This window comes from Paenibacillus sp. MCAF9 (assembly GCF_052114265.1).
Classification (GTDB): domain Bacteria; phylum Bacillota; class Bacilli; order Paenibacillales; family Paenibacillaceae; genus Pristimantibacillus.
Genome location: NZ_JBFREL010000022.1, coordinates 37,338 through 56,004, shown reverse-complemented (window position 1 = coordinate 56,004; position 18,667 = coordinate 37,338). Strand labels below are relative to the sequence as shown.

13 protein-coding genes are annotated in these 18,667 nt (G+C 42.7%); 11 read left to right on the top strand and 2 right to left on the bottom strand.

Annotated features, from left to right (window positions below; all coding sequences use genetic code 11):
* Positions 1–195 precede the first annotated feature (195 nt).
* From AB4Z45_RS24370 to AB4Z45_RS24340, 7 genes are all read left to right on the top strand, one after another.
* Positions 196–2,424: a family 10 glycosylhydrolase gene (locus AB4Z45_RS24370; protein ID WP_441912206.1), complete on the top strand. Its 2,229-nt coding sequence runs from the start codon at positions 196–198 to the stop codon at positions 2,422–2,424.
* A gap of 130 nt (positions 2,425–2,554) precedes the next feature.
* The gene (locus tag AB4Z45_RS24365; RefSeq protein ID WP_441912204.1) at positions 2,555–3,559 is read left to right on the top strand and encodes a LacI family DNA-binding transcriptional regulator; all 1,005 of its coding nucleotides are present in this window, start codon (positions 2,555–2,557) and stop codon (positions 3,557–3,559) included.
* Positions 3,560–3,577: 18 nt separating this feature from the next.
* Complete coding sequence (locus AB4Z45_RS24360; protein ID WP_441912203.1) at positions 3,578–4,582, top strand: N-acetylglucosamine kinase; 1,005 nt, start codon at positions 3,578–3,580, stop codon at positions 4,580–4,582.
* A gap of 247 nt (positions 4,583–4,829) precedes the next feature.
* On the top strand, positions 4,830–5,756 hold the full coding sequence (locus AB4Z45_RS24355) for an ABC transporter permease (RefSeq protein ID WP_441912201.1): 927 nt from the start codon (positions 4,830–4,832) through the stop codon (positions 5,754–5,756).
* A 33-nt stretch (positions 5,757–5,789) separates the two neighbouring features.
* A complete protein-coding gene (locus AB4Z45_RS24350) occupies positions 5,790–6,680 on the top strand; it encodes a carbohydrate ABC transporter permease (RefSeq protein ID WP_441912199.1) in 891 nt (296 codons plus the stop codon).
* Positions 6,681–6,711: 31 nt separating this feature from the next.
* Entirely contained in the window at positions 6,712–8,334 is a 1,623-nt protein-coding gene (locus tag AB4Z45_RS24345; RefSeq protein ID WP_441912197.1) for an extracellular solute-binding protein, read from the top strand.
* A gap of 44 nt (positions 8,335–8,378) precedes the next feature.
* The gene (locus AB4Z45_RS24340; RefSeq protein WP_441912196.1) at positions 8,379–10,748 is read left to right on the top strand and encodes an S-layer homology domain-containing protein; all 2,370 of its coding nucleotides are present in this window, start codon (positions 8,379–8,381) and stop codon (positions 10,746–10,748) included.
* A 163-nt stretch (positions 10,749–10,911) separates the two neighbouring features.
* Here the strand turns inward: AB4Z45_RS24340 and AB4Z45_RS24335 are convergent, their stop codons facing one another.
* Entirely contained in the window at positions 10,912–12,465 is a 1,554-nt protein-coding gene (locus AB4Z45_RS24335; RefSeq protein WP_441912194.1) for a response regulator, read from the bottom strand.
* Positions 12,466–12,505: 40 nt separating this feature from the next.
* The gene (locus AB4Z45_RS24330) at positions 12,506–14,323 is read right to left on the bottom strand and encodes a sensor histidine kinase (RefSeq protein ID WP_441912192.1); all 1,818 of its coding nucleotides are present in this window, start codon (positions 14,321–14,323) and stop codon (positions 12,506–12,508) included.
* A gap of 157 nt (positions 14,324–14,480) precedes the next feature.
* On the opposite strand from AB4Z45_RS24330, the gene AB4Z45_RS24325 reads away from it, so the two are divergent.
* The 4 genes from AB4Z45_RS24325 (at position 14,481) to AB4Z45_RS24310 (ending at position 18,667) form a co-directional block, all read left to right on the top strand.
* Positions 14,481–15,857, top strand: coding sequence for an ABC transporter substrate-binding protein (locus AB4Z45_RS24325; RefSeq protein ID WP_441912191.1), 1,377 nt, complete (start codon positions 14,481–14,483; stop codon positions 15,855–15,857).
* An 89-nt stretch (positions 15,858–15,946) separates the two neighbouring features.
* Complete coding sequence (locus AB4Z45_RS24320) at positions 15,947–16,816, top strand: carbohydrate ABC transporter permease (RefSeq protein ID WP_076267101.1); 870 nt, start codon at positions 15,947–15,949, stop codon at positions 16,814–16,816.
* Positions 16,817–16,821: 5 nt separating this feature from the next.
* On the top strand, positions 16,822–17,640 hold the full coding sequence (locus AB4Z45_RS24315; RefSeq protein ID WP_076267100.1) for a carbohydrate ABC transporter permease: 819 nt from the start codon (positions 16,822–16,824) through the stop codon (positions 17,638–17,640).
* Positions 17,641–17,662: 22 nt separating this feature from the next.
* Positions 17,663–18,667, top strand: coding sequence for an SGNH/GDSL hydrolase family protein (locus AB4Z45_RS24310; RefSeq protein WP_441912189.1), 1,005 nt, complete (start codon positions 17,663–17,665; stop codon positions 18,665–18,667).

Below are 18,667 nucleotides of genomic sequence, written 5' to 3'. Positions count from 1 at the left end.
TCTAGCTAAAGTTAAAAGCTTTAAACTTTCGAGATGCTTGCAGTAGTTTGAATAACAACTTGAAAAACTAACCAATATTAGGACTTAATCATCAAACAGTTAGTCGTTCAAAATGTGATCTCACGGTTTTAACATTTTTTTTAGCCTGAAAGTTAAATGCTTTAAACTTTTAACGAAAAAGGTGGAGATGTTAGGGTGATTAAAACAAAAGGTTTGAAATTGCTGGTGTTTGTGTTAATTGTCAGTGTTCTATTTCCTACTCATTCATTAGGAGTTCAGGCAAGCCAACAAGCACCGTTCGGAACCGAGATCATTGTGCGGACCGTTAACCAATTTAGAAATGTCGCTGACGTAACGGCATTCATTCAAAAAGCTGTTCAGTACAATGTCGATATTATTAGTATGAACGTGAAGCAGGATGAAGACGATGAGGTGCCTTCTGGTCATGTATTCTATGACAGTGCGATTGCCCCGATTGCCGCCGGCTATGAGAATTTCGACGCGCTTTCGCATGTGATCACGCAGGCGCATCAGTATGGTATCAAAGTTCGTGCATGGATTCCCCAGTTCCATGATCAGGCAGCATTTGTTAAGGATCCAAGCTGGCAAATGCACGCTTTCGTTGACGGCAATGCAGTCCCTTTTGCAGGCTCGAATGGCAGTGAATATTTCGTCAACCCGATCCATCCTGATGTTCAAGCCTATGAGCGCTCGATAATTGAAGAGGTTGTAAGCAACTATGATATAGATGGCGTGGTACTCGATTGGTTGAGATTTGACGATTACAACATGGATGTAAGCAGCTACACGGTTAACCTATACGAGAGTATATACGGATATTCTCCGCTCGATATTAACTTTAATGTGGATTCTAATCGCAGGAATGAATGGAATGAATGGAGAACGGATCAAATCGGCGGCTATGTGGAGGACGTTCGTGAAGACATCGATCAGATAAAAGCAGATATGGAGCTCGGTGTTTATATTTTGCCGCCGGAATTCACAGAGGTTGGTCAGAATGTTGCGAAGTTCAAGGATGCGATTGATTTTGTTGCACCAATGGCTTATTTTGATGATTGGGAATTTGATACGGAATGGGTCTATGGCGCCAATGGGATTTTGTCAGATACATCGTCGCTTGCTGGCTCTGGAGTAACGATTGTTCCAACACTGGATAACGATTGGACAGTGAATGAATATCAGGAGGTATATGGCGGTATTAGAGATCACTTTCCACAAGTGACTCATCTCTCCTTCTTCTCCTATGGAGCTTGGGATGAGAACGTGCTAAGCGATATTAATTCGCGAAGGACCTGGCCTGTTGCACAAGACTATGCAGCGAATATTCCAACGGAATGGAAGGCAAGAAATATTGGCTTTAAGCCAGGGAGTGCTAACTATAGCGGCGGGGTCTTCACATTGTCAGGCAACGCATCGGATATATGGGGCAATGAGGATCAATTAAACTACATCTATCAATCTCTGCAAGGGGATGGAGCGATTGTTGCTAGGGTTGCAGGAATGAATAATATGGATGGCTGGGCGAAAGCAGGCTTAATGATCCGTGAAACGCTTGCTGTGGATGCTAAACATGCGGACATGATCGTAACTCCTGTGAATGGAGCCGCATTTCAATACCGCGCAGCTAACCAAGGGAACACAGTCGATCATATTATAGCTGAAGCTCCTCCGTCGTGGTTAATGCTGGAGCGCAGCGGCAATCAGTTCACAGGCTCGATATCTACAGATGGGGAGAACTGGACCGCAGTGAGCAGCGCATCAATCGCAATGGGCAGTAATGTGTATATAGGTTTGGCACTGAGCAATTCGAGCAGCTCGGCCAATAGTCAAGCGATAATCGATCATGTCTCGCTTAGCGGCGCTTTGCCTGTACTGTGGAAAACCACGGATATTAACTCGACTACAGGAGCTGCCCATTTTCAGTCAGGAACTTATACTTTATCGAGCAGAGACACTGATATATGGGGAACCGCAGACAAAATGCGATATGCTTATCTTCCGTTAACCGGTAATGGATCGATTATCGCTAAGGTTTCCAATATGACAAATATGAACGGATGGGCAAAAGCGGGAGTCATGATTCGTGAGACTTTGGGTGCCAATGCGAAGCATGTCGACATGCTTATCACCCCTAGCAATGGAGCATCATTTCAATACAGGCAGGCAGCTGGAGGCGTAACAACGGACACTGTAACTGCCGCGTCCTTGCCTCGCTGGGTTAAGCTGGAGCGAATAAACAATCAATTCATTGGCTATATCTCCTCCAACGGGGTCAGCTGGACAGAGGTTGGCAGACGCACGTTGACCATGAACAGCGGAGCTTACATTGGGCTGGCTCTAAGCAATCCAGGCAGTTCTACCTCCAATCAGGCCTTGTTCAATGAGGTTAAGATTGTGCGTTAAGCAGCTATTTATAGGATACACAACGCTTAGCATCCATCCAGGATTGACACAATGCTGGATGGATGCTAGCATCACATTGAAATTAAAAGGATTTAACTTTAATACTTACTAAAAGGAGAACAACATTACAGTGAATATACATGATGTGGCAAAAAAATCCGGCTTATCTGTTGTAACGGTTTCCCGAGTCATCAATAATGCACCATCTGTTCGTGAAAAGAACAGGGAGAAGGTATTAAAGGCGATGGAAGAATTGAATTATCAGCCCAACTCCGCTGCCCAAAGCCTGATTCGAGGAAAGACCGGAATTATTGGCATGACCATTATGAATCTTAACGATTCTTTTTACGATAGAGTGATTAAGGCAGCCAATCGGAAATTAGCAGAGCAAGGATACTTTCTAACCTTGTCTATTTCGGAAAATGAGGGGGAAGGGGACACCAGCAATTTCTTATTTCAGAAGGACAGGGTGGATGGCATTATTGTCCTCTCCCCGATTGAAGAAGAAAGCTATATCGCCGAGTTGAAAAGAAAGAATATTCCTTTCGTTCTACTGGATAATCAAGAAGAGCATGAGGATGTATCGAGTGTGGTTGTAGACAATTATTTAGGTGGGTATGAGGCAACGAAGCACTTGATAGATCTAGGACATAAGGAGATTGCCCATATTGGGGGACCAACGCTGTTCTTGAGTGTCAAGGAGCGAAGAAGGGGGTACTTGCAAGCCTTGTCCGAAGCAGGCCTAACCCCATTTGCTATTGAGTATAGTCAGTTTACGGTAAGTGATGGTTACAAGGTAGCTAAGAAATGGATTAGAGATGACAGCCTGCCGACGGCCATATTCGCAGCAGATGACTTCATTGCACTTGGGGTTATCCATGCTCTAAGCGAAGAAGGGCTAAGTGTTCCTCATGATATTTCAGTCGTAGGTTATGATGATCAGGTGCTGGCTGCTGGGTTTTTCCCAAGATTAACGACTGTAAGGCAGCCTGAAGCACAATTAGGCACTATCGGTGTTGAACTGCTCCTGAAGCATATTAACGGCACGATTCAGGAAACGACGATCACCAAGCTTACGCCCCAATTATTAATTAGAGAATCAACGGCCTACTTGAGAAAAAATAACTCGATATAAATAGGAGTGACGATTTACTTGAAATACTATATGGGTATTGATGCAGGGGGAAGTAAAACCTATGCCCTCGTCTCTAATTCTGAGGGAACCATTCTGAGTGTAGGAAGTGGGGGAAACGGCAATCACCAAACAAATCGTGATCAAGCGGAAGATAGCCTGCGTAGTGCAGTCTCAGATGCATTACGGCAAGCCCAGATAACCGTTGATCAAATCGAATTTGCTTGGTTTGGCTTAGCTGGTGCGGACAGAGAAAGCGACTATCGCATCTTAAGGCCAATCATTCAGAAGATGAATCTTCCGAATACAAATATTTCGTGTGATACAACAATAGCGCTTCGAGCAGGAACGAATCATCCATTTGGTGTTGTTCTTATCTGTGGAACAGGGGTGAATTGCTCGGGAATGAACAGAAAAGGCGAATCCTTTCAATGCGGGGGATTCGGCTATATGTTCGGTGACTTTGGCGGAGGGCAAGATTTGAGTATAGAGGTATTCCGCAGCGTAATGCGTGCCTGGGAGGGAAGAGAGGAAGAAACGAGCTTATCGAATTTGCTGATAAATAAATTAGGGTATGAAAGCGTCGAGGCGTTAAGGGATAATTTCCTTGATTACTCCAACTATTTGCCTGTCGAAGTTGCAAGATTGTTGTTCGATGCCGTGCAGCAAGGGGATGAAGTAGCGAGGCGTATCTTGGTAAAGCAGGGCGAAGAATTGGGTTTAGCGGCCGCAGCAACTATCAATCGATTAGCTATGAACGAGGAGAAATTCGATATTGTCTTGGCAGGCAGTATATTGACACGCGGCGATCAGGACGGGCTGCTGCGGAGTATTATTGAACGAAAGGCTAAGCAAGCAGCGCCGCGTTGTTCGATTACTATTTTAAATACAGAGCCGGCGGTTGGTGCTCTCATTCTAGCCATGGAGAGCAGTGGTGAGGAGGTATCACCCGATATTATGAATAGCTTAACCGAATTTAAGCTAAAAAATATTCGAAATATTCAAAATGTTCAAAAAACGATGTGAAAAATAATTATAGTGAGTGGGAATTATCTGTAATCGAATCATGCCAGCTATGCTCCTGATCAGATTTGGTGCCATTGAATCTTTCGTATGCTGAAAGCGGTTCCATTGCATTGTTAGAACTATTCCTATCGGAAGGATGAACTGCAGCAGTAGCAGCAGTTAGAAGCGGATCGAACTAGTATTAATAGAGATATTAAATACCTATGTTGTCTGATTTATTTAATCTTGGCAAAGGAGCAAAAGGCGAATGAAAATCAACTCAAAGCCAACTAGACGCAGCCTATTTATGAAACAATGGGATCTTCAATCTATGGTTTTACCTGGAATCATTTTCGTATTTGTATTCAGTTATATTCCGATGTATGGGGTGTTAATGGCTTTTCAGCAATATGACATTTTCGCAGGGATTTGGGATAGTCGGTGGGTGGGATGGACTAATTTTCGGCTATTTTTTAATGCTCCGGAATTTTTTAATGTGCTGCGCAACACGATAGCTATCAGTTTTTTAAAGCTGCTCATTTCTTTCCCAGCACCGATTATTTTGGCTCTCATGCTTAATGAGATTCGAAATATGGCGTTTAAGCGCATCATTCAAACGGTCAGTTATCTGCCTTATTTTTTATCCTGGGTCATCGTATCCGGCTTCGTCGTCTCATTGTTATCGGTTGATAACGGTACAGTGAACATTCTTCTCGCAAAGCTGGATCTCATAGAGCATCCCATAAATTTTCTATCCATCCCTGAGTACTTCTGGTCGATTCTAGTAAGCGTCAACGTGTGGAAGGAGGTTGGGTTTGCAAGCATTGTGTACCTAGCCGCCATTGCTGGAGTAGATCCAACGCTGTATGAAGCTGCATCAATAGATGGAGCAAGCCGATTTAAGCAAATTTATTTAGTGACACTTCCATGTATAACCCCGGTTATTATCATCTTCATGATATTGGCCATTGGCGGGATCCTTAGTGCTGGATTTGAAGATATTCTATTGCTGGCCTCCAATCCAATTCTCAGAGAATATTCAGATGTCATAGATACCTATGTTTATCGAGTAGGCATTCAAAATTCACGGTTCTCTTACGCGACAGCTGTTGGTTTGTTCAAATCTATTATTAGTGTTGTTTTGCTGCTAATAGCGAATAGAGTGGCACGTAGGGCGGGAGTTAGTCTTTGGTAATTCATTTTGCAATATAAAGGGGGGAATGCAAGCATGAGGCTTAGCACGGGCGATAAAGTATTTCAGACTTTGATATATGCGAGCCTGATCATTTTGGGAATCGTGATGTTCTATCCTTTCTGGAATTCTCTAGTTATTTCCTTTAATGAAGGAAGAGATACGGCTCTTGGCGGAGTTACGATCTGGCCGAGGGCATTTACACTTGAAAATTATAATGTTGTATTTAAGGATACTCGATTGTTGAATTCATTCTGGATCTCGGTGATGCGTACAGTGATCGGCACGATTCTGTCCGTATTCGTTACGTCGCTGCTGGCATACGGGATGTCTAAGAGAGATTTACAGCTACGGAACTACTATATGATTTTCTTCATTGTAACGATGTTTTTCAGCGGCGGATTAATTCCTACCTTCCTGCTGGTGCGAAACCTTGGATTGATGAACACGTTCTGGGTCATGATTATTCCGGGATTGATCAGTGTTTATCATATGATCATTTTCCGTACCTTTTTCTCCGCGCTTCCCGATGGTCTGGAAGAATCAGCGAAGATCGATGGATGCAGCAATTACGGAATCTTTTTTCGAATTGTTGTGCCTATATCGGGTCCAATTATAGCTACCATTGGATTATTTACGGCGGTGGGTCATTGGAATGATTGGTTTACCGGCGCTATCTATATTTCCAAGGATGAGCTATTGCCTATTCAGACCTTATTAAGGCAAATTATGAATTCGAATATTATGACAGAAATGTCGTCCGGCAATGCAATTGCAATGGAACATATCAACAGAAACCGAAGCATAACGACAAAGTCTCTTCTGATGGCTACGATGATGGTTGCTACTATTCCCATCATTCTGACCTACCCTTTCCTGCAGAAATATTTTGTCAAAGGGGTATTGATCGGTTCGATAAAGGGATAGTCCCAATAAAAAAAAGAAGGTAGGGGAAAAAATGAATACAAGATTGAGATGGGTGTCGTTATTGATTGTCCTGATGGTTTTTCTGGCTGCTTGTTCAAACAACAACAATGGGCCGCAAGTATCGAACAACCCGGATAATTCCGGAGGAAACGACGGTCCAAAGCCGGTAACATTTTCATTTTATGGTCATTATGATTGGTTAACTACGGCACCTTGGGCGGATAACGAAGCAACCAAATGGATTTTGGACAACAAGAAAGTTACCGTTAAGCCGATTCAATCTGGCGGCGCATCGGTAGAGAAGCTGAACACGATGATTGTCTCTGACGATTTGCCAGATGTCATATTTACGGATCGCGGTGCGACAGTCGATCGCTTGGTTCAAGCACGTAAGCTTGTGCCGCTTGATGAGTATTACGATAAGTATCCCAATTTCAAAAAGTATGTGAAGGAATCTACGCTCAATCTGCTTCGTTCCGAGGATGGGAAAATCTATCAAATTCCAAATTGGTATACATCGGGAACCTTTGGGAACGGCGGATGGATGGTCAACATAGAAATTTATACTGAACTTGGCAGGCCGAAGCTGGAAACATTCGATGATCTATACAATTACTTAATTAAAGTCAGAGACACGTACCCAGATGTTGTACCGCTTGAAGTTGGGGAGAAAGGCGCAGGCTTGGAATTGTTGTACGGAGGTTTCAAAGAAGGTGTAACTAGCAAATTCATCGGCATGAGAGGTTATCTGGAAGGCGACAAGCTAGTCTCGATCTATGAGGACTCTGCATTTCAGGAAACGATGAAGTATATTAGCAAGCTATTCCGAGAGAGATTGATTACCCAAGATGCCATTACACAAACCCAGGATGCAGTCAAAGAAAAAGTAAACACAGGCCGAGTGGCTGTTATGGTCGAATCGAATATTACAACTTACGGAGCAGAAGGGCATCGTGAATTGACTAAGGTTAAACCAGACGGTGGTTACGAAATTATTTGGCCGATTCATAAAGCTGGATTGGACAAAAAGAATATTTTTGTGAGTGGATTCGAGAGCTTAGGATGGAATGTCAACGTTATTACGACCGAAGCCAAAGATCCCGAAGCAATCTTCGCTTATTATGACTGGCTTACTGGACCTGAAGGACAGAAGGTTCTATTCTTCGGACCGCAAGGCCTTTATTGGGATGAGCAAAATGAGGACGGATCGCCAATTCCGAATGAAAACTATAAAAGTGGGGACGTCAATAAGCGTTCGGAAACGATGAGAAAATTCGAAGATTTCAACTGGGCGGGCAACACGACCTTTATCGATAAAGCCAAGGTAAGCCTGGAGATGGCCTTGTCGGAGAAGCTAAGATCATGGGAGACGATAGCGCAAAGCTCTGTCACTTGGGCGACATCGAAGGACATTACCGAATTCGTCAATGTGGATCCGCTGCCTGATTCAGAGCTCGGCATTATCTCACAGCAAATCTCTGATATTTTCACTGTAGCCTTTGCAAATATGGTATTTGCTAAATCTGATGATGAGGTCGCATCCATCATGGAGAAAACAGCAAATGACGCAGAAAAAGCAGGGCTGGAGCGGCTGCTCGAATTTAAAACCGAGAAATGGCAGGCGAATGTTAAGAAAATTAATGCCGAATATTGATTGGAGCAAGGTGTAACCCAGATCTACAATAGGAGGGCCGGAGCATGAGTCAATTAAAATCATATAGGATCGTTGCATTAATGCTCATTTTTAGTATGTTATTCACTTCATTTAGCTTTGCAGCAGAGGCAGAATCGGAACGGGATATTGTCAATCATTGGGCTAATAAGGAATTAACAGAATGGATGGATAAGGGTTGGTTGAAAGGCTACGGGGATGGTTCAATTCAGCCGAATCAGCTTTTAACAAGAGCCGAATTTGTAGCGCTTGTTAATCGATCCTTTCAATTCACGAATGAATCGGAGCTGACCTTCCAAGATGTGCCTAAGCATAGTTGGTTTTATCAAGATGTTGCAAGGGCTGTCGCAGCGGGTTATATCAGCGGCAAGAGTGCAAAGCAATTCGCGCCGCGAGAGTTCATTACAAGGCAGCAAGCGGCTGTCGTCATAAATCGGTTGCTTCAATTGCAAGTGGACAAAAATGCAGCGATGATGGAGTTTTCGGATAGTGAACAATTTGCCGAATGGGCCAAGGAAGCTATTAGTAATGTGGTCATTCACGGAATAATGCGCGGTTATAATTCTGCAAACATATTTAAGCCTTTGAATCCATTGACACGTGCGGAGTTGGTGGTTATCCTGGATCGCTCGCTGCAAGTTAAATTAAGCCAGCTTCCCATCAAACCGGAAAACGGGAATGTTGGTGGGAACGGTAATAACGGCGGCAATAATGGAGGGAACGGCAACGGGGGAGTAACCTCGCCAGTTAAAGAAGAGAATACGCCTTTCAAAACCGAGATCACGGTGCGAACGGTTAACCAGTTTCGGAGTGCAAGTGACGTAGCGGACTTTGTTGAGCAAGCCGTTAAGTACAATGTGGATATTATTAATATGAGTGTCAAGCAGGACGAAGACGATGAAGTGCCTTCAGGCCATGTATTCTACAACAGTGCGATCGCCCCCATAGCCGATGGCTATGAGAGCTTTGATGCTCTTTCCCAAGTGATCACGCAGGCGCATCTGAAGGGTATCGAGGTTCGTGCATGGATTCCTCAGTTCCATGATCAGGCAGCCTTTCATAAGGATCCTAGCTGGCAGATGCACGCTTTAGTAGACGGTAATGCAGTTCCCTATACTGGCTCGAATGGCAGCGAGTATTTCGTCAACCCGATCCATCCCGATGTTCAAGCTTATGAGCGCTCGATTATTGAAGAGGTCGTAAGCAATTATGATATAGATGGCGTGGTTCTCGATTGGTTGAGATTCGATAATTACAATATGGATGTAAGCAGCTATACGGTTAACCTGTACGAGAGCATATACGGATATTCGCCGCTGGATATTAACTTTGATGAAGATTCTACTCGCAGGAATGAATGGAATGAATGGAGAACGGATCAAATCGGCGGCTATGTGCAGGATGTTCGTGAGGATATCGATGAGATTAAAGCGGGCATGGAGCTGGGCGTTTTCATTTTGCCTCCTGAATTCGTTGAGGTTGGCCAGAATGCTTCGAAGTTCAAGGATGCAATAAATTTTGTCGCTCCGATGGCTTATTTCGATGATTGGGGATTCGATGAGGAATGGGTCTATGACGAGAACGGGATTTTATCCGATACATTATTCCTTGTGGGTTCTGGAGTAGCGATCGTGCCGACGCTCGATGACAATTGGACGGATGACGAATATCAAGCGGTTTATGGCGGAATTCGAGAGAGCTTTCCTACTATTACACATCTCTCTTACTTTAATTATGGCGCTTGGGATTGGAATGTGCTTAAGGCAATCGATGCGAGAAGAGCTTGGCCAACTGCAGGCTGGGAGCCGCCTGTGGAGCATGATTATAATGCTGTTCTGCCACAGCCTTGGAAAGCTAGAAATATCGGGTTGAAGACTGGCGATGCATCCTATGATGCGGCGGACGAGACATTCACGTTAACAGGAAGTTCAACCGATATTTGGGGAAATAACGATCTATTAAATTATATTTATAAGCCACTGCATGGGGATGGATCGATTATAGCGCAAGTGACTGTGATGGAAGAAATGAGTGAGTGGGCCAAAGCAGGCTTGATGATTCGTGAGACGCTGGACGTGGACGCCAAGCATGTAGACATGATGGTTACTCCAGTTAATGGAGCCACCTTTCAATATCGGGAAAATGAGGGGGGAGGCACCGTTGATCAGACGATGGCTGGTAGTCCGCCATTGTGGCTTAAGCTGAATCGCAGCGGCAATGTATTTACCGGTTCAATTTCAGATAATGGAGTGGACTGGACGGTAGTCAGCAGTTTTGAAACGAATATGAATGATGATGTCTATATAGGCTTGGCACTAAGCAATCCAGCTAGTACAAGTGATAATAAGGCAGTATACACTAATGTTCAGGTTATCGCAGGAGATGAAGGAAAGTAGCAAAAACCATGTTGTATAGATCGGAACTTCTTACACGCTCCGCTGGGAGCGGGTGTAAGAAGTTCTTTTCTTTTTTCTAGGTTTGAAATGGAACGCTGACGCTTTAGTCTGTCTTAATACTTATAAAATCTGATTAGGAGGATAATTCCTAAATCTCGAACTCCTATTCTTGAAGGAGCTGATCTTTATAATCTGTCGGGGATTTACCTGTAACGAGCTTAAATACTTTGGTGAAATAGTGCCGATCTGTATAACCTGTAATTTCAGAAATTTCTTTTAGAGGCATCTCTGGATGAATTCGCATGAGCTCCTTCGCTTTATTAATGCGGAGAGTAGTTAAATATTCGACAAAGGTTTCTCCATGATGCTTGCGAAATAGATTTCCTAAATGGGTACTCGAAATTTGAAATCGATCCATAATATGAGTCATTGAAATTGTTTCGCTCAAATTTGCGGATAAATAGTCGGAGATTTGTTCAATTAATCGGACTCCTTTGTTACTGGCGGGGTCATGGTCTTCAAATCGGAAAATATGCGATAGCAAGTTCCAGATATCCTCAGCAGCATTTGAATAGGAGTAGGCGGATTCAATGATTTCCTCCATTTCTTTCTCCGTTGTGATACTTGTGAGGGGTTCTAATGTGCGGAAATGCTTTTCTAACCATTGAACCATTTGCTTGCCATTTCTTTGTATATAGAGGTTCGGACAGGAGTGCTCCTCCCACTGCTCAAACCAATGGAAGATAATTTTTTTTAACAGCTTCCAATCCTTTTTATCCACCGCAATAACAATTTTCTTCTCATCGGTGCTGCTTAGGAGCAGATTGAGTTTTTCTAAAGTGGGTTGTTGCTCAGATAAAAAGATCGTCTTGGATTGTCCAATGACCAGTTGATGGTACAGCTCATCGTGAAGCTGGTTCGCAACCTGGTGAAGCTGCCTGATATCGTTAAAGCTTCGGCTAACGGCGATGGAAGGGTGACTGCCTGAACCGCCGATCATCAGTACAATTTCCTCAGCAAGTTGTTTAATCCTCTGGTCGCCGCATTGATATAATCCGAGGATAATAAATCCCCTTTTGAAATCATTTCTTGAAACGATCCAAGCCTTCTCGTTCTTTAGCAATAAAGGATTTGACGATAATTTGTTGTGAATTTCTTGCTCCGTCAGAGAAGGAGATCGTTCCTTGTCTTGTAAAGGTGAAGGTTTGTTGAAGCAAAACACATAATAGCTAGAGAATGGAAAGCACTGCTGTAAAGTGGTTTGGATACTTCCCTCTATACTCTTGTTTTCGAGCAATTCATTTAATAAAGATTGCTGCTGAAGATAGGATTCCATGCTGATGCGTGTGTTCGTCTTATCTAATAATTGTTCGATAATTGTAGGATCAACCGGCTTGACAAGGTAATCCTCCACATTGGCCCGAATGGCATCCCGGGCATATTCAAAGGATGAGTAACCGCTCACGATTACGACGATGATATGAGGCCAATTTTGCCGAATGATGGCTGCAAACTCGATCCCGTTCATGAGCTGCATCTTGATGTCGGTAAAGATTAAATGGGGTTGAACGGTCAGTATGGCTTCCAGTGCCTGGCTAGCGCTAATACATTGGGCGACAATCTGGGTCTGCTCTCTTTTGCTAAAGTCGCTGTTTTCAATTACTTCTTTAAGATGATCCATGTAGAAGGGTTCATCATCAACAATCATAATCCTCATGGCAGCCGCCTCCATTACATGATACGTTAGGGAACTTATGTTAAAGTTTGATGTAGCCATGGAAACATACATAGGCTCCGCAATCCTCGTTATTGCCGAAGGAGAATTGATATTGCTCCTTGAACATGAGCTGAAGTCTAGCAATCGTATTCACTAGGCCCATTCCTCCAATTGAAATAGGCTCGTTTAATGTTTGATTATTTTGAATGCGTTCAAGATAGCCTTGAATGTTGTGCTTCAACGTTTCCAAAGATGCAGGGTCAAACCCGACACCATTATCACTGATTCGTATCTCCCACTTATTTTCAATTATTTTACCGATAATTTGAATTTTCAATTGCTTATCGCTATCCGATAAACCATGCTGAATGGCGTTTTCTATAATAGGCTGAATCATTAATTTGGGAATTTGAATATTTAAAAGCCATTCAGGAACTTCTATATCATAATGTAGCCGGTGTTGATAGCGAGATTTTAATAGATCCAAATAATGCTGTGCGAATTCTAGCTCCTCACTTACGGTTGTGATCGACGAGCCGGAGGAAATCGAATATCGTAAGAATTGAGAAAGTTTTCTACTTGTGTCCGATACAGCCTTTTGCTGGCCTCTATCTGATAAAACGGTAATGACACCTAACATATTAAATAAAAAATGAGGATTGATATGAGCTTGAAGCACATCGAATTTTGCTTGCATTTGCAAGGTTCGGAATTGAACAGTCTCCTCAAGACTATCTTGTAAACGCTGGTTCAAGGCTAGAAAGGAACGGTTAATAATTTCGATTTCACCCATATGAAATTTATTTTCAATAAAGGCTTGATTGGTTTCACCTAAATTAATAGAATCAATCGCTTTTTTTAGCTTTTTAAGAGGATGCGTTAAAATTTTGGCGAGAATAAAGTAAACAAAAACCGAGATGGCAATAAGGAGTAGAACGCTTATGATCGTGACATTACGAAATAAGAGCAAAGGCGCAAATAATTGGGATTTCGGAATAATGGCCACAATGGTTATGCCTGTTTTCTCAGAGGTCTGGTACATGAAAAATTCATCTATTCCCTGTTCATTAGTCATGAACCCGTTCCCTGCACTTGCTATGCCAACCTTATTAAGGATAGCAGATAGCTTGTGGGAAGAGGTTTCTGTAGGAAGGGGAGTAGACGAATAAAGAACCTGGCCTGCTTGCAAAATCATAATTTGTTTATCGTGCTTCGAATCTAATTCCTCTACATGCAATAAATCGGAGGCTTTGAATTGGATTTCAAGAAAACCAACGGGATGCGAGTCCCAGCTGATCTGACGCAGAAATGAAAAGACGGCTTCGGAATCACGGGATAGCCATCTGTCCTTCTCCGAAAAATTCAACAAGGAAGAGCCCTTCGCAGCTTGAACATTCTTAAATCCATCATTCGCAAGGATGGTTTGCATAATATCTACGTCAGCTTCGTTAGTTGAGTAGAAATCACCTTTTGACGTAAACAAATTAATCCTATGAATCGTTTGATAGACGGCAGCATTCAAGTAAAGGGAGTTTTGAATGGCCTTTTCGGACTGTAACGTTTCGGTGGGACTCGTATTTTTGAGATATGCGATAGAGCTTAAATATTGGACGGCAGTATAGCTGGAATTGTCACGATTAATATATAGCTGGGTGGTTACGTTGTTATTAATGGTGGAATAAACATCCAGAGAATTGGAGTAACCGCTTACAAGCTTGTCCACATTTTCTTTTAAATTGGTTTCAATATTATTTTTCAAATAAACATACATCGGAGTGCTGATAATGAGTGCAATGACGATGAGGACAAGCGAATAAGTCACATATAATTTCGTTTGTAAATTTTTGAAAGACAGCATAGACGACCTCCCCGTTCAGTATAACACATTAAAAATGCAGCCTTGGCCAGTGTGAAATATTTCCCCTAGTACTTTCAAATTCGCCATTTACGATAAGAAGCAAAAAACATAACATTGGTTTTGTAAGCATTTACATCACAAATTTGGAGGAATGAACATGAGGGGTCTCACCACAAAGAGAACGCTGTTATGGATGGTAATGGTTCTTACCTTGCTTGTTTTAGCAGCTTGTGCAGGAGCGAAGAATAACGGTAATGCAACGAATACGCCATCGGAGAGCACTGCTGCTCCAACTACAGAAAATGCATCACCATCAGCACCGATAGAAAAGGTCACATTAAAAGCACTTATGCACACGAGCTGGTTAAAGGGCGGTATGGAAGCTGTACTGAAGGATGCATCTGAAAAAATGGGCTTCACTTTAGAAATCGAGAAGCTTCCAGAGGGTACTGATGGAGATAATCTAATCAAAACTCGATTTGCGACGAATGACAAGCCGGATTTATTGTTCTTCTATCCAGCTGTTAAAGAAAGCGACGGCTTAGGTAAGCCAGAGGAGCAATTCGTTCCGCAGGACGATCAACCCTGGATGGCTAACTTCAACAAGGATATATGGATAGATGCATTTGCTTCGTCGGGGACCTTCTATGCTGCTCCTTTCGGGGGATCAAATATGGCAGTTATGATATATAACAAAAAGGTTTTTGAAAGCTTGAATTTGCAAATCCCAACCACAATGGAAGAATTCTGGGCCTTATCTGAGGCGGTTAGTAAAGCGGGGAAGGTTCCGGTGTATTTGTCGGCCAAAGATGCGTGGACCTTGCAAATTCCATCACTTCAATCCGGTGCGGCACAGGATAACCTGCAGGAAATAACAAATAATGCATATACGAATAAAGGAACGATGTCCGATTTTACTGCCAAGAGACAAGGCATTACGTTCCTTAAGGATGTTGTTGATAAAGGTTATGTAAACAAAGACTTTTTATCCGATACGTATGATAATGCACAGAAAGCTCTGACAAATGGAGATGCAGCTATGTATCCGATGGCTACTTGGGTCATGAGCGACATTTCCACGAAATTCCCAGATCAAGTCAATGATATCGGATCATTCCTAATTCCCTTTAATGATACAGGTAAGAATATGGCCGGGATTTTCCCGCCAAGTGCAGTGTATGTAGTAAAAGGAAGTAAGCAAGAAGCAGCACAGAAGTTCGTCAACTACTTTGAATCCGTAGAGACTCAGAATATTTATTTCGGTGCTGAGGGTGGTATACCTACGATTAAAGGGGTTACGAATACGCTACTGACACCTGCCGAGCTTGATGCTCAGAAGCTTGCAGAAGAAGGGAGAGCCGGCCCAGTTGGTGTCAGTCCTTCAAGTGGCATTACTCAATATGCAGCTGGGGATTATCCAGCCTTCCTTCAGGATTTAGTAGCAGGCGCGAAAACTCCTGAGCAGGTGCAAGAAGCGGAACAGAAAGAATTAGTGAAAAACGCCAAAGCCAAGGATGATCCAAACTTCAAGTAAAGCTTGCTAGAAATAGTCGATAGGAAAAGCAAATTTGGAGAGTGTTTCTGAAATAAAGAAACTCTCTCTCTTTTTTGGAGGGCAACTAAATGCTGAAGCGTCATTACTACAGGTACTCTATGCTAGCTCCAGGTCTCTGTATCTTTTTAATCTTTTTCGTGTGGCCAGCCATTTCAAATTTTTTTTATGCCTTCACCAATTTAGACGCGACCTTTCATTACACGCGGCTCGTAGGGTTTGAAAATTTCATTTCCCTATTTGATGATTCGAGCAGTTCCATTGCATTCAAAAATACGTTTATATTCACAGTGGTCACCACAGTCGGTAAAGTCGGACTTGGATTTATATTAGCTAACTTTGTGAATCAAAAGCTGAAAACGACAAATTTCTTGCGCTCTGCCCTTTTCTTTCCCGTTATCTTAAGCCCGATTGCTGTATCACTGGCATTTACAGCCCTATATCATCCAAGCCGCGGATTTATCAATGTGTTATTGGAGAAACTTCAGCTTGGTTTTCTAACCCAACAATGGCTTACAAATAGCCATATCGTGATGTATTCCATCTCCTTTGTTGAAATATGGAAGTGGACGGGATTAACGGTCATCTTGTTTCTGGCAGCACTTCAGACCATTCCGAAAGAGATGATTGAAGCCGCCAAGATTGACGGAGCAACAAATTGGGAGCAGAAGAGGCATATTATATTCCCGATGATTCTCCCCGTTGTGAATACCAACATTATTATTTCGCTCATTGGCGGATTAAAAGTATTCGATATCGTTTATGCGCTTACTGGAGGCGGTCCAGGGAATGCTTCTAGCGTAATTAACACAATGATCTACAAAAGTTTCTCGCAAGGAAGAAATGGGGAAGCGACTGCCGCTAGCTTGTTATTGTTTGTGATCATTCTCGTCCTTGTATCCATAACGAACAAATATCTAAATAAAGACAACAGAGGGTGAGTGGAATGCGAGTATTGCGTAAAACATTATGGGAAGCTCTATCTGTGTTCATTAGCTGTATTATCGCCATTCCTATCTACTTGGTCGTTGTGAACTCCTTCAAAACACAGGCGGAGGCTTCAGATTTAGGATTATCCTTCCCGACGAAATGGAACCTATGGCATAACTATTCAGATGTGTTCGTAAATGCCAAGATTCCTCAGGCATTATGGAATACAACGATTTTAACTGTCATTAGTGTATTCTTTATCGTTATTTTCTGTTCACTGTCCGCTTATTTCATTCAACGGAGAGATAACCGGGTGAGCAGGCTGCTGCAAACGGTTATTATTGCCGGCTTAATATTGCCTTCCTCCATTATTACGACGTATATGCTGATGTTTGATTTGCATCTGGTTCGTACTTATTTAGGCGTGATTTTGCTTTATATTGCTGGGAATTATGCTTTTCTAACCTACGTATACATCGGTTTTTTTCATAGCATTCCAAGAGAATTGGATGAAGCCGCAATGATTGACGGAGTTAGCCCTTACGGCTTGTTTTGGAAGATTATTTTCCCATTGCTGAAGCCGGTAAGCGCCAGCGTCCTAATTATTGCATTTATGTCGGTATGGAATGACTTCACTACCCCGTTTTATTTCTTAAATACGGCGAGCCGCTTCACCTTAAGCTTGACCGTATACTTTTTCTTTGGTCAGCATTCCTCGGATTGGAATCTGGTTTTTGCTGACTTGGTTATGGTATCCGTGCCGGTCATTCTATTGTATCTATTCTTGCAAAAGTACATCGTTGAAGGCTTAACGGCAGGGGCAGTGAAAAGTTAAATGGGAGGGTGAGGTTTGCTAAATGTCAGTGCATAACGTGAAACAAACAGCGGAGTCACTCGTGTTTGTGGGGCAAGAACAGCAGCAGCTGCGATTCCACCCGATCGTCAAAGGAAGCTTGAGCTTAAGAACACATACGAATTCCGAGCATGTGGAGTCGGTTAGTTATAAAGAAGGAAAGGATTTTATTGTTGATTATGAAACTGGGCTGATTGCAAGAACGGTCGCAAGCAGTATACGGGATTGGGCTGACCATGTATTTTTTCAGAAGCCGAACTTTGATCATCATTTGTTTGAGGAATACAGCAATCACAGTTTCACTGTGTTTATAGACTACGAATATGAGCGGGAGCAACATCATTTTAATGTTAGAGTGGGCATAGCGGCTAGTCGTTTATTAAAAAACACGATGAAAAAGCTTAATGCCGGACAAGAAGCGGTTTATGTGGTTTTTGGTGACAGCATTAGCGAAGGCGGAGAGGCAAGTGAGGATAGCTATACTTTTTATCAACGTTTTGCGCATCGGCTATCTGCTATAAGCTCGGATGGAAACCTTCGTGTTGTTAATAAAGCAATAGGAGGAGAAACAAGCACGGGAGGCGCAGCCCGCATAGAGCAGGATATTGTGTCTAATCAACCCGATCTTCTAACGATAGGCTACGGGATGAATGATCAGAATCTATTCGAGGGAGAAGTGGCAGTACCTTATGCTATTTACGAGAGTAATATTCGAACGATTATAGAATCTACGATGCGGAGCTGTGAAACAGATATTGTGCTTGTTACGCCTTGCGAGCCAAATCCATTGTGGAAATATACGAGTGGGCTGATGGATGGTTACGCTGAAGTTCTTCGTCGTTTGGGGAAGGAATATGATATCGGCGTTGCCGATGTGAATGAGATATGGAAAAGAGAACTACTAGCAGGAAAAACGCCGGAGAGCCTTCTTCTCAATAATATTAACCATCCAAATGATTATGGCCATTGGCTTTATTATCAAGCATTTTTACATCTAATTGAAGGGTGA

What these genes read in the sequence shown, in the direction of transcription:
- AB4Z45_RS24330 (WP_441912192.1), bottom strand. Translation starts at nt 14,323, where the DNA reads ATGCTGTCTTTCAAAAATTTACAAACGAAATTATATGTGACTTATTCG.
- AB4Z45_RS24320 (WP_076267101.1), top strand. Translation starts at nt 15,947, where the DNA reads ATGCTGAAGCGTCATTACTACAGGTACTCTATGCTAGCTCCAGGTCTC.
- AB4Z45_RS24345 (WP_441912197.1), top strand. Translation starts at nt 6,712, where the DNA reads ATGAATACAAGATTGAGATGGGTGTCGTTATTGATTGTCCTGATGGTT.
- AB4Z45_RS24355 (WP_441912201.1), top strand. Translation starts at nt 4,830, where the DNA reads ATGAAAATCAACTCAAAGCCAACTAGACGCAGCCTATTTATGAAACAA.
- AB4Z45_RS24350 (WP_441912199.1), top strand. Translation starts at nt 5,790, where the DNA reads ATGAGGCTTAGCACGGGCGATAAAGTATTTCAGACTTTGATATATGCG.
- AB4Z45_RS24335 (WP_441912194.1), bottom strand. Translation starts at nt 12,465, where the DNA reads ATGAGGATTATGATTGTTGATGATGAACCCTTCTACATGGATCATCTT.
- AB4Z45_RS24315 (WP_076267100.1), top strand. Translation starts at nt 16,822, where the DNA reads ATGCGAGTATTGCGTAAAACATTATGGGAAGCTCTATCTGTGTTCATT.
- AB4Z45_RS24310 (WP_441912189.1), top strand. Translation starts at nt 17,663, where the DNA reads ATGTCAGTGCATAACGTGAAACAAACAGCGGAGTCACTCGTGTTTGTG.
- AB4Z45_RS24340 (WP_441912196.1), top strand. Translation starts at nt 8,379, where the DNA reads ATGAGTCAATTAAAATCATATAGGATCGTTGCATTAATGCTCATTTTT.
- AB4Z45_RS24325 (WP_441912191.1), top strand. Translation starts at nt 14,481, where the DNA reads ATGAGGGGTCTCACCACAAAGAGAACGCTGTTATGGATGGTAATGGTT.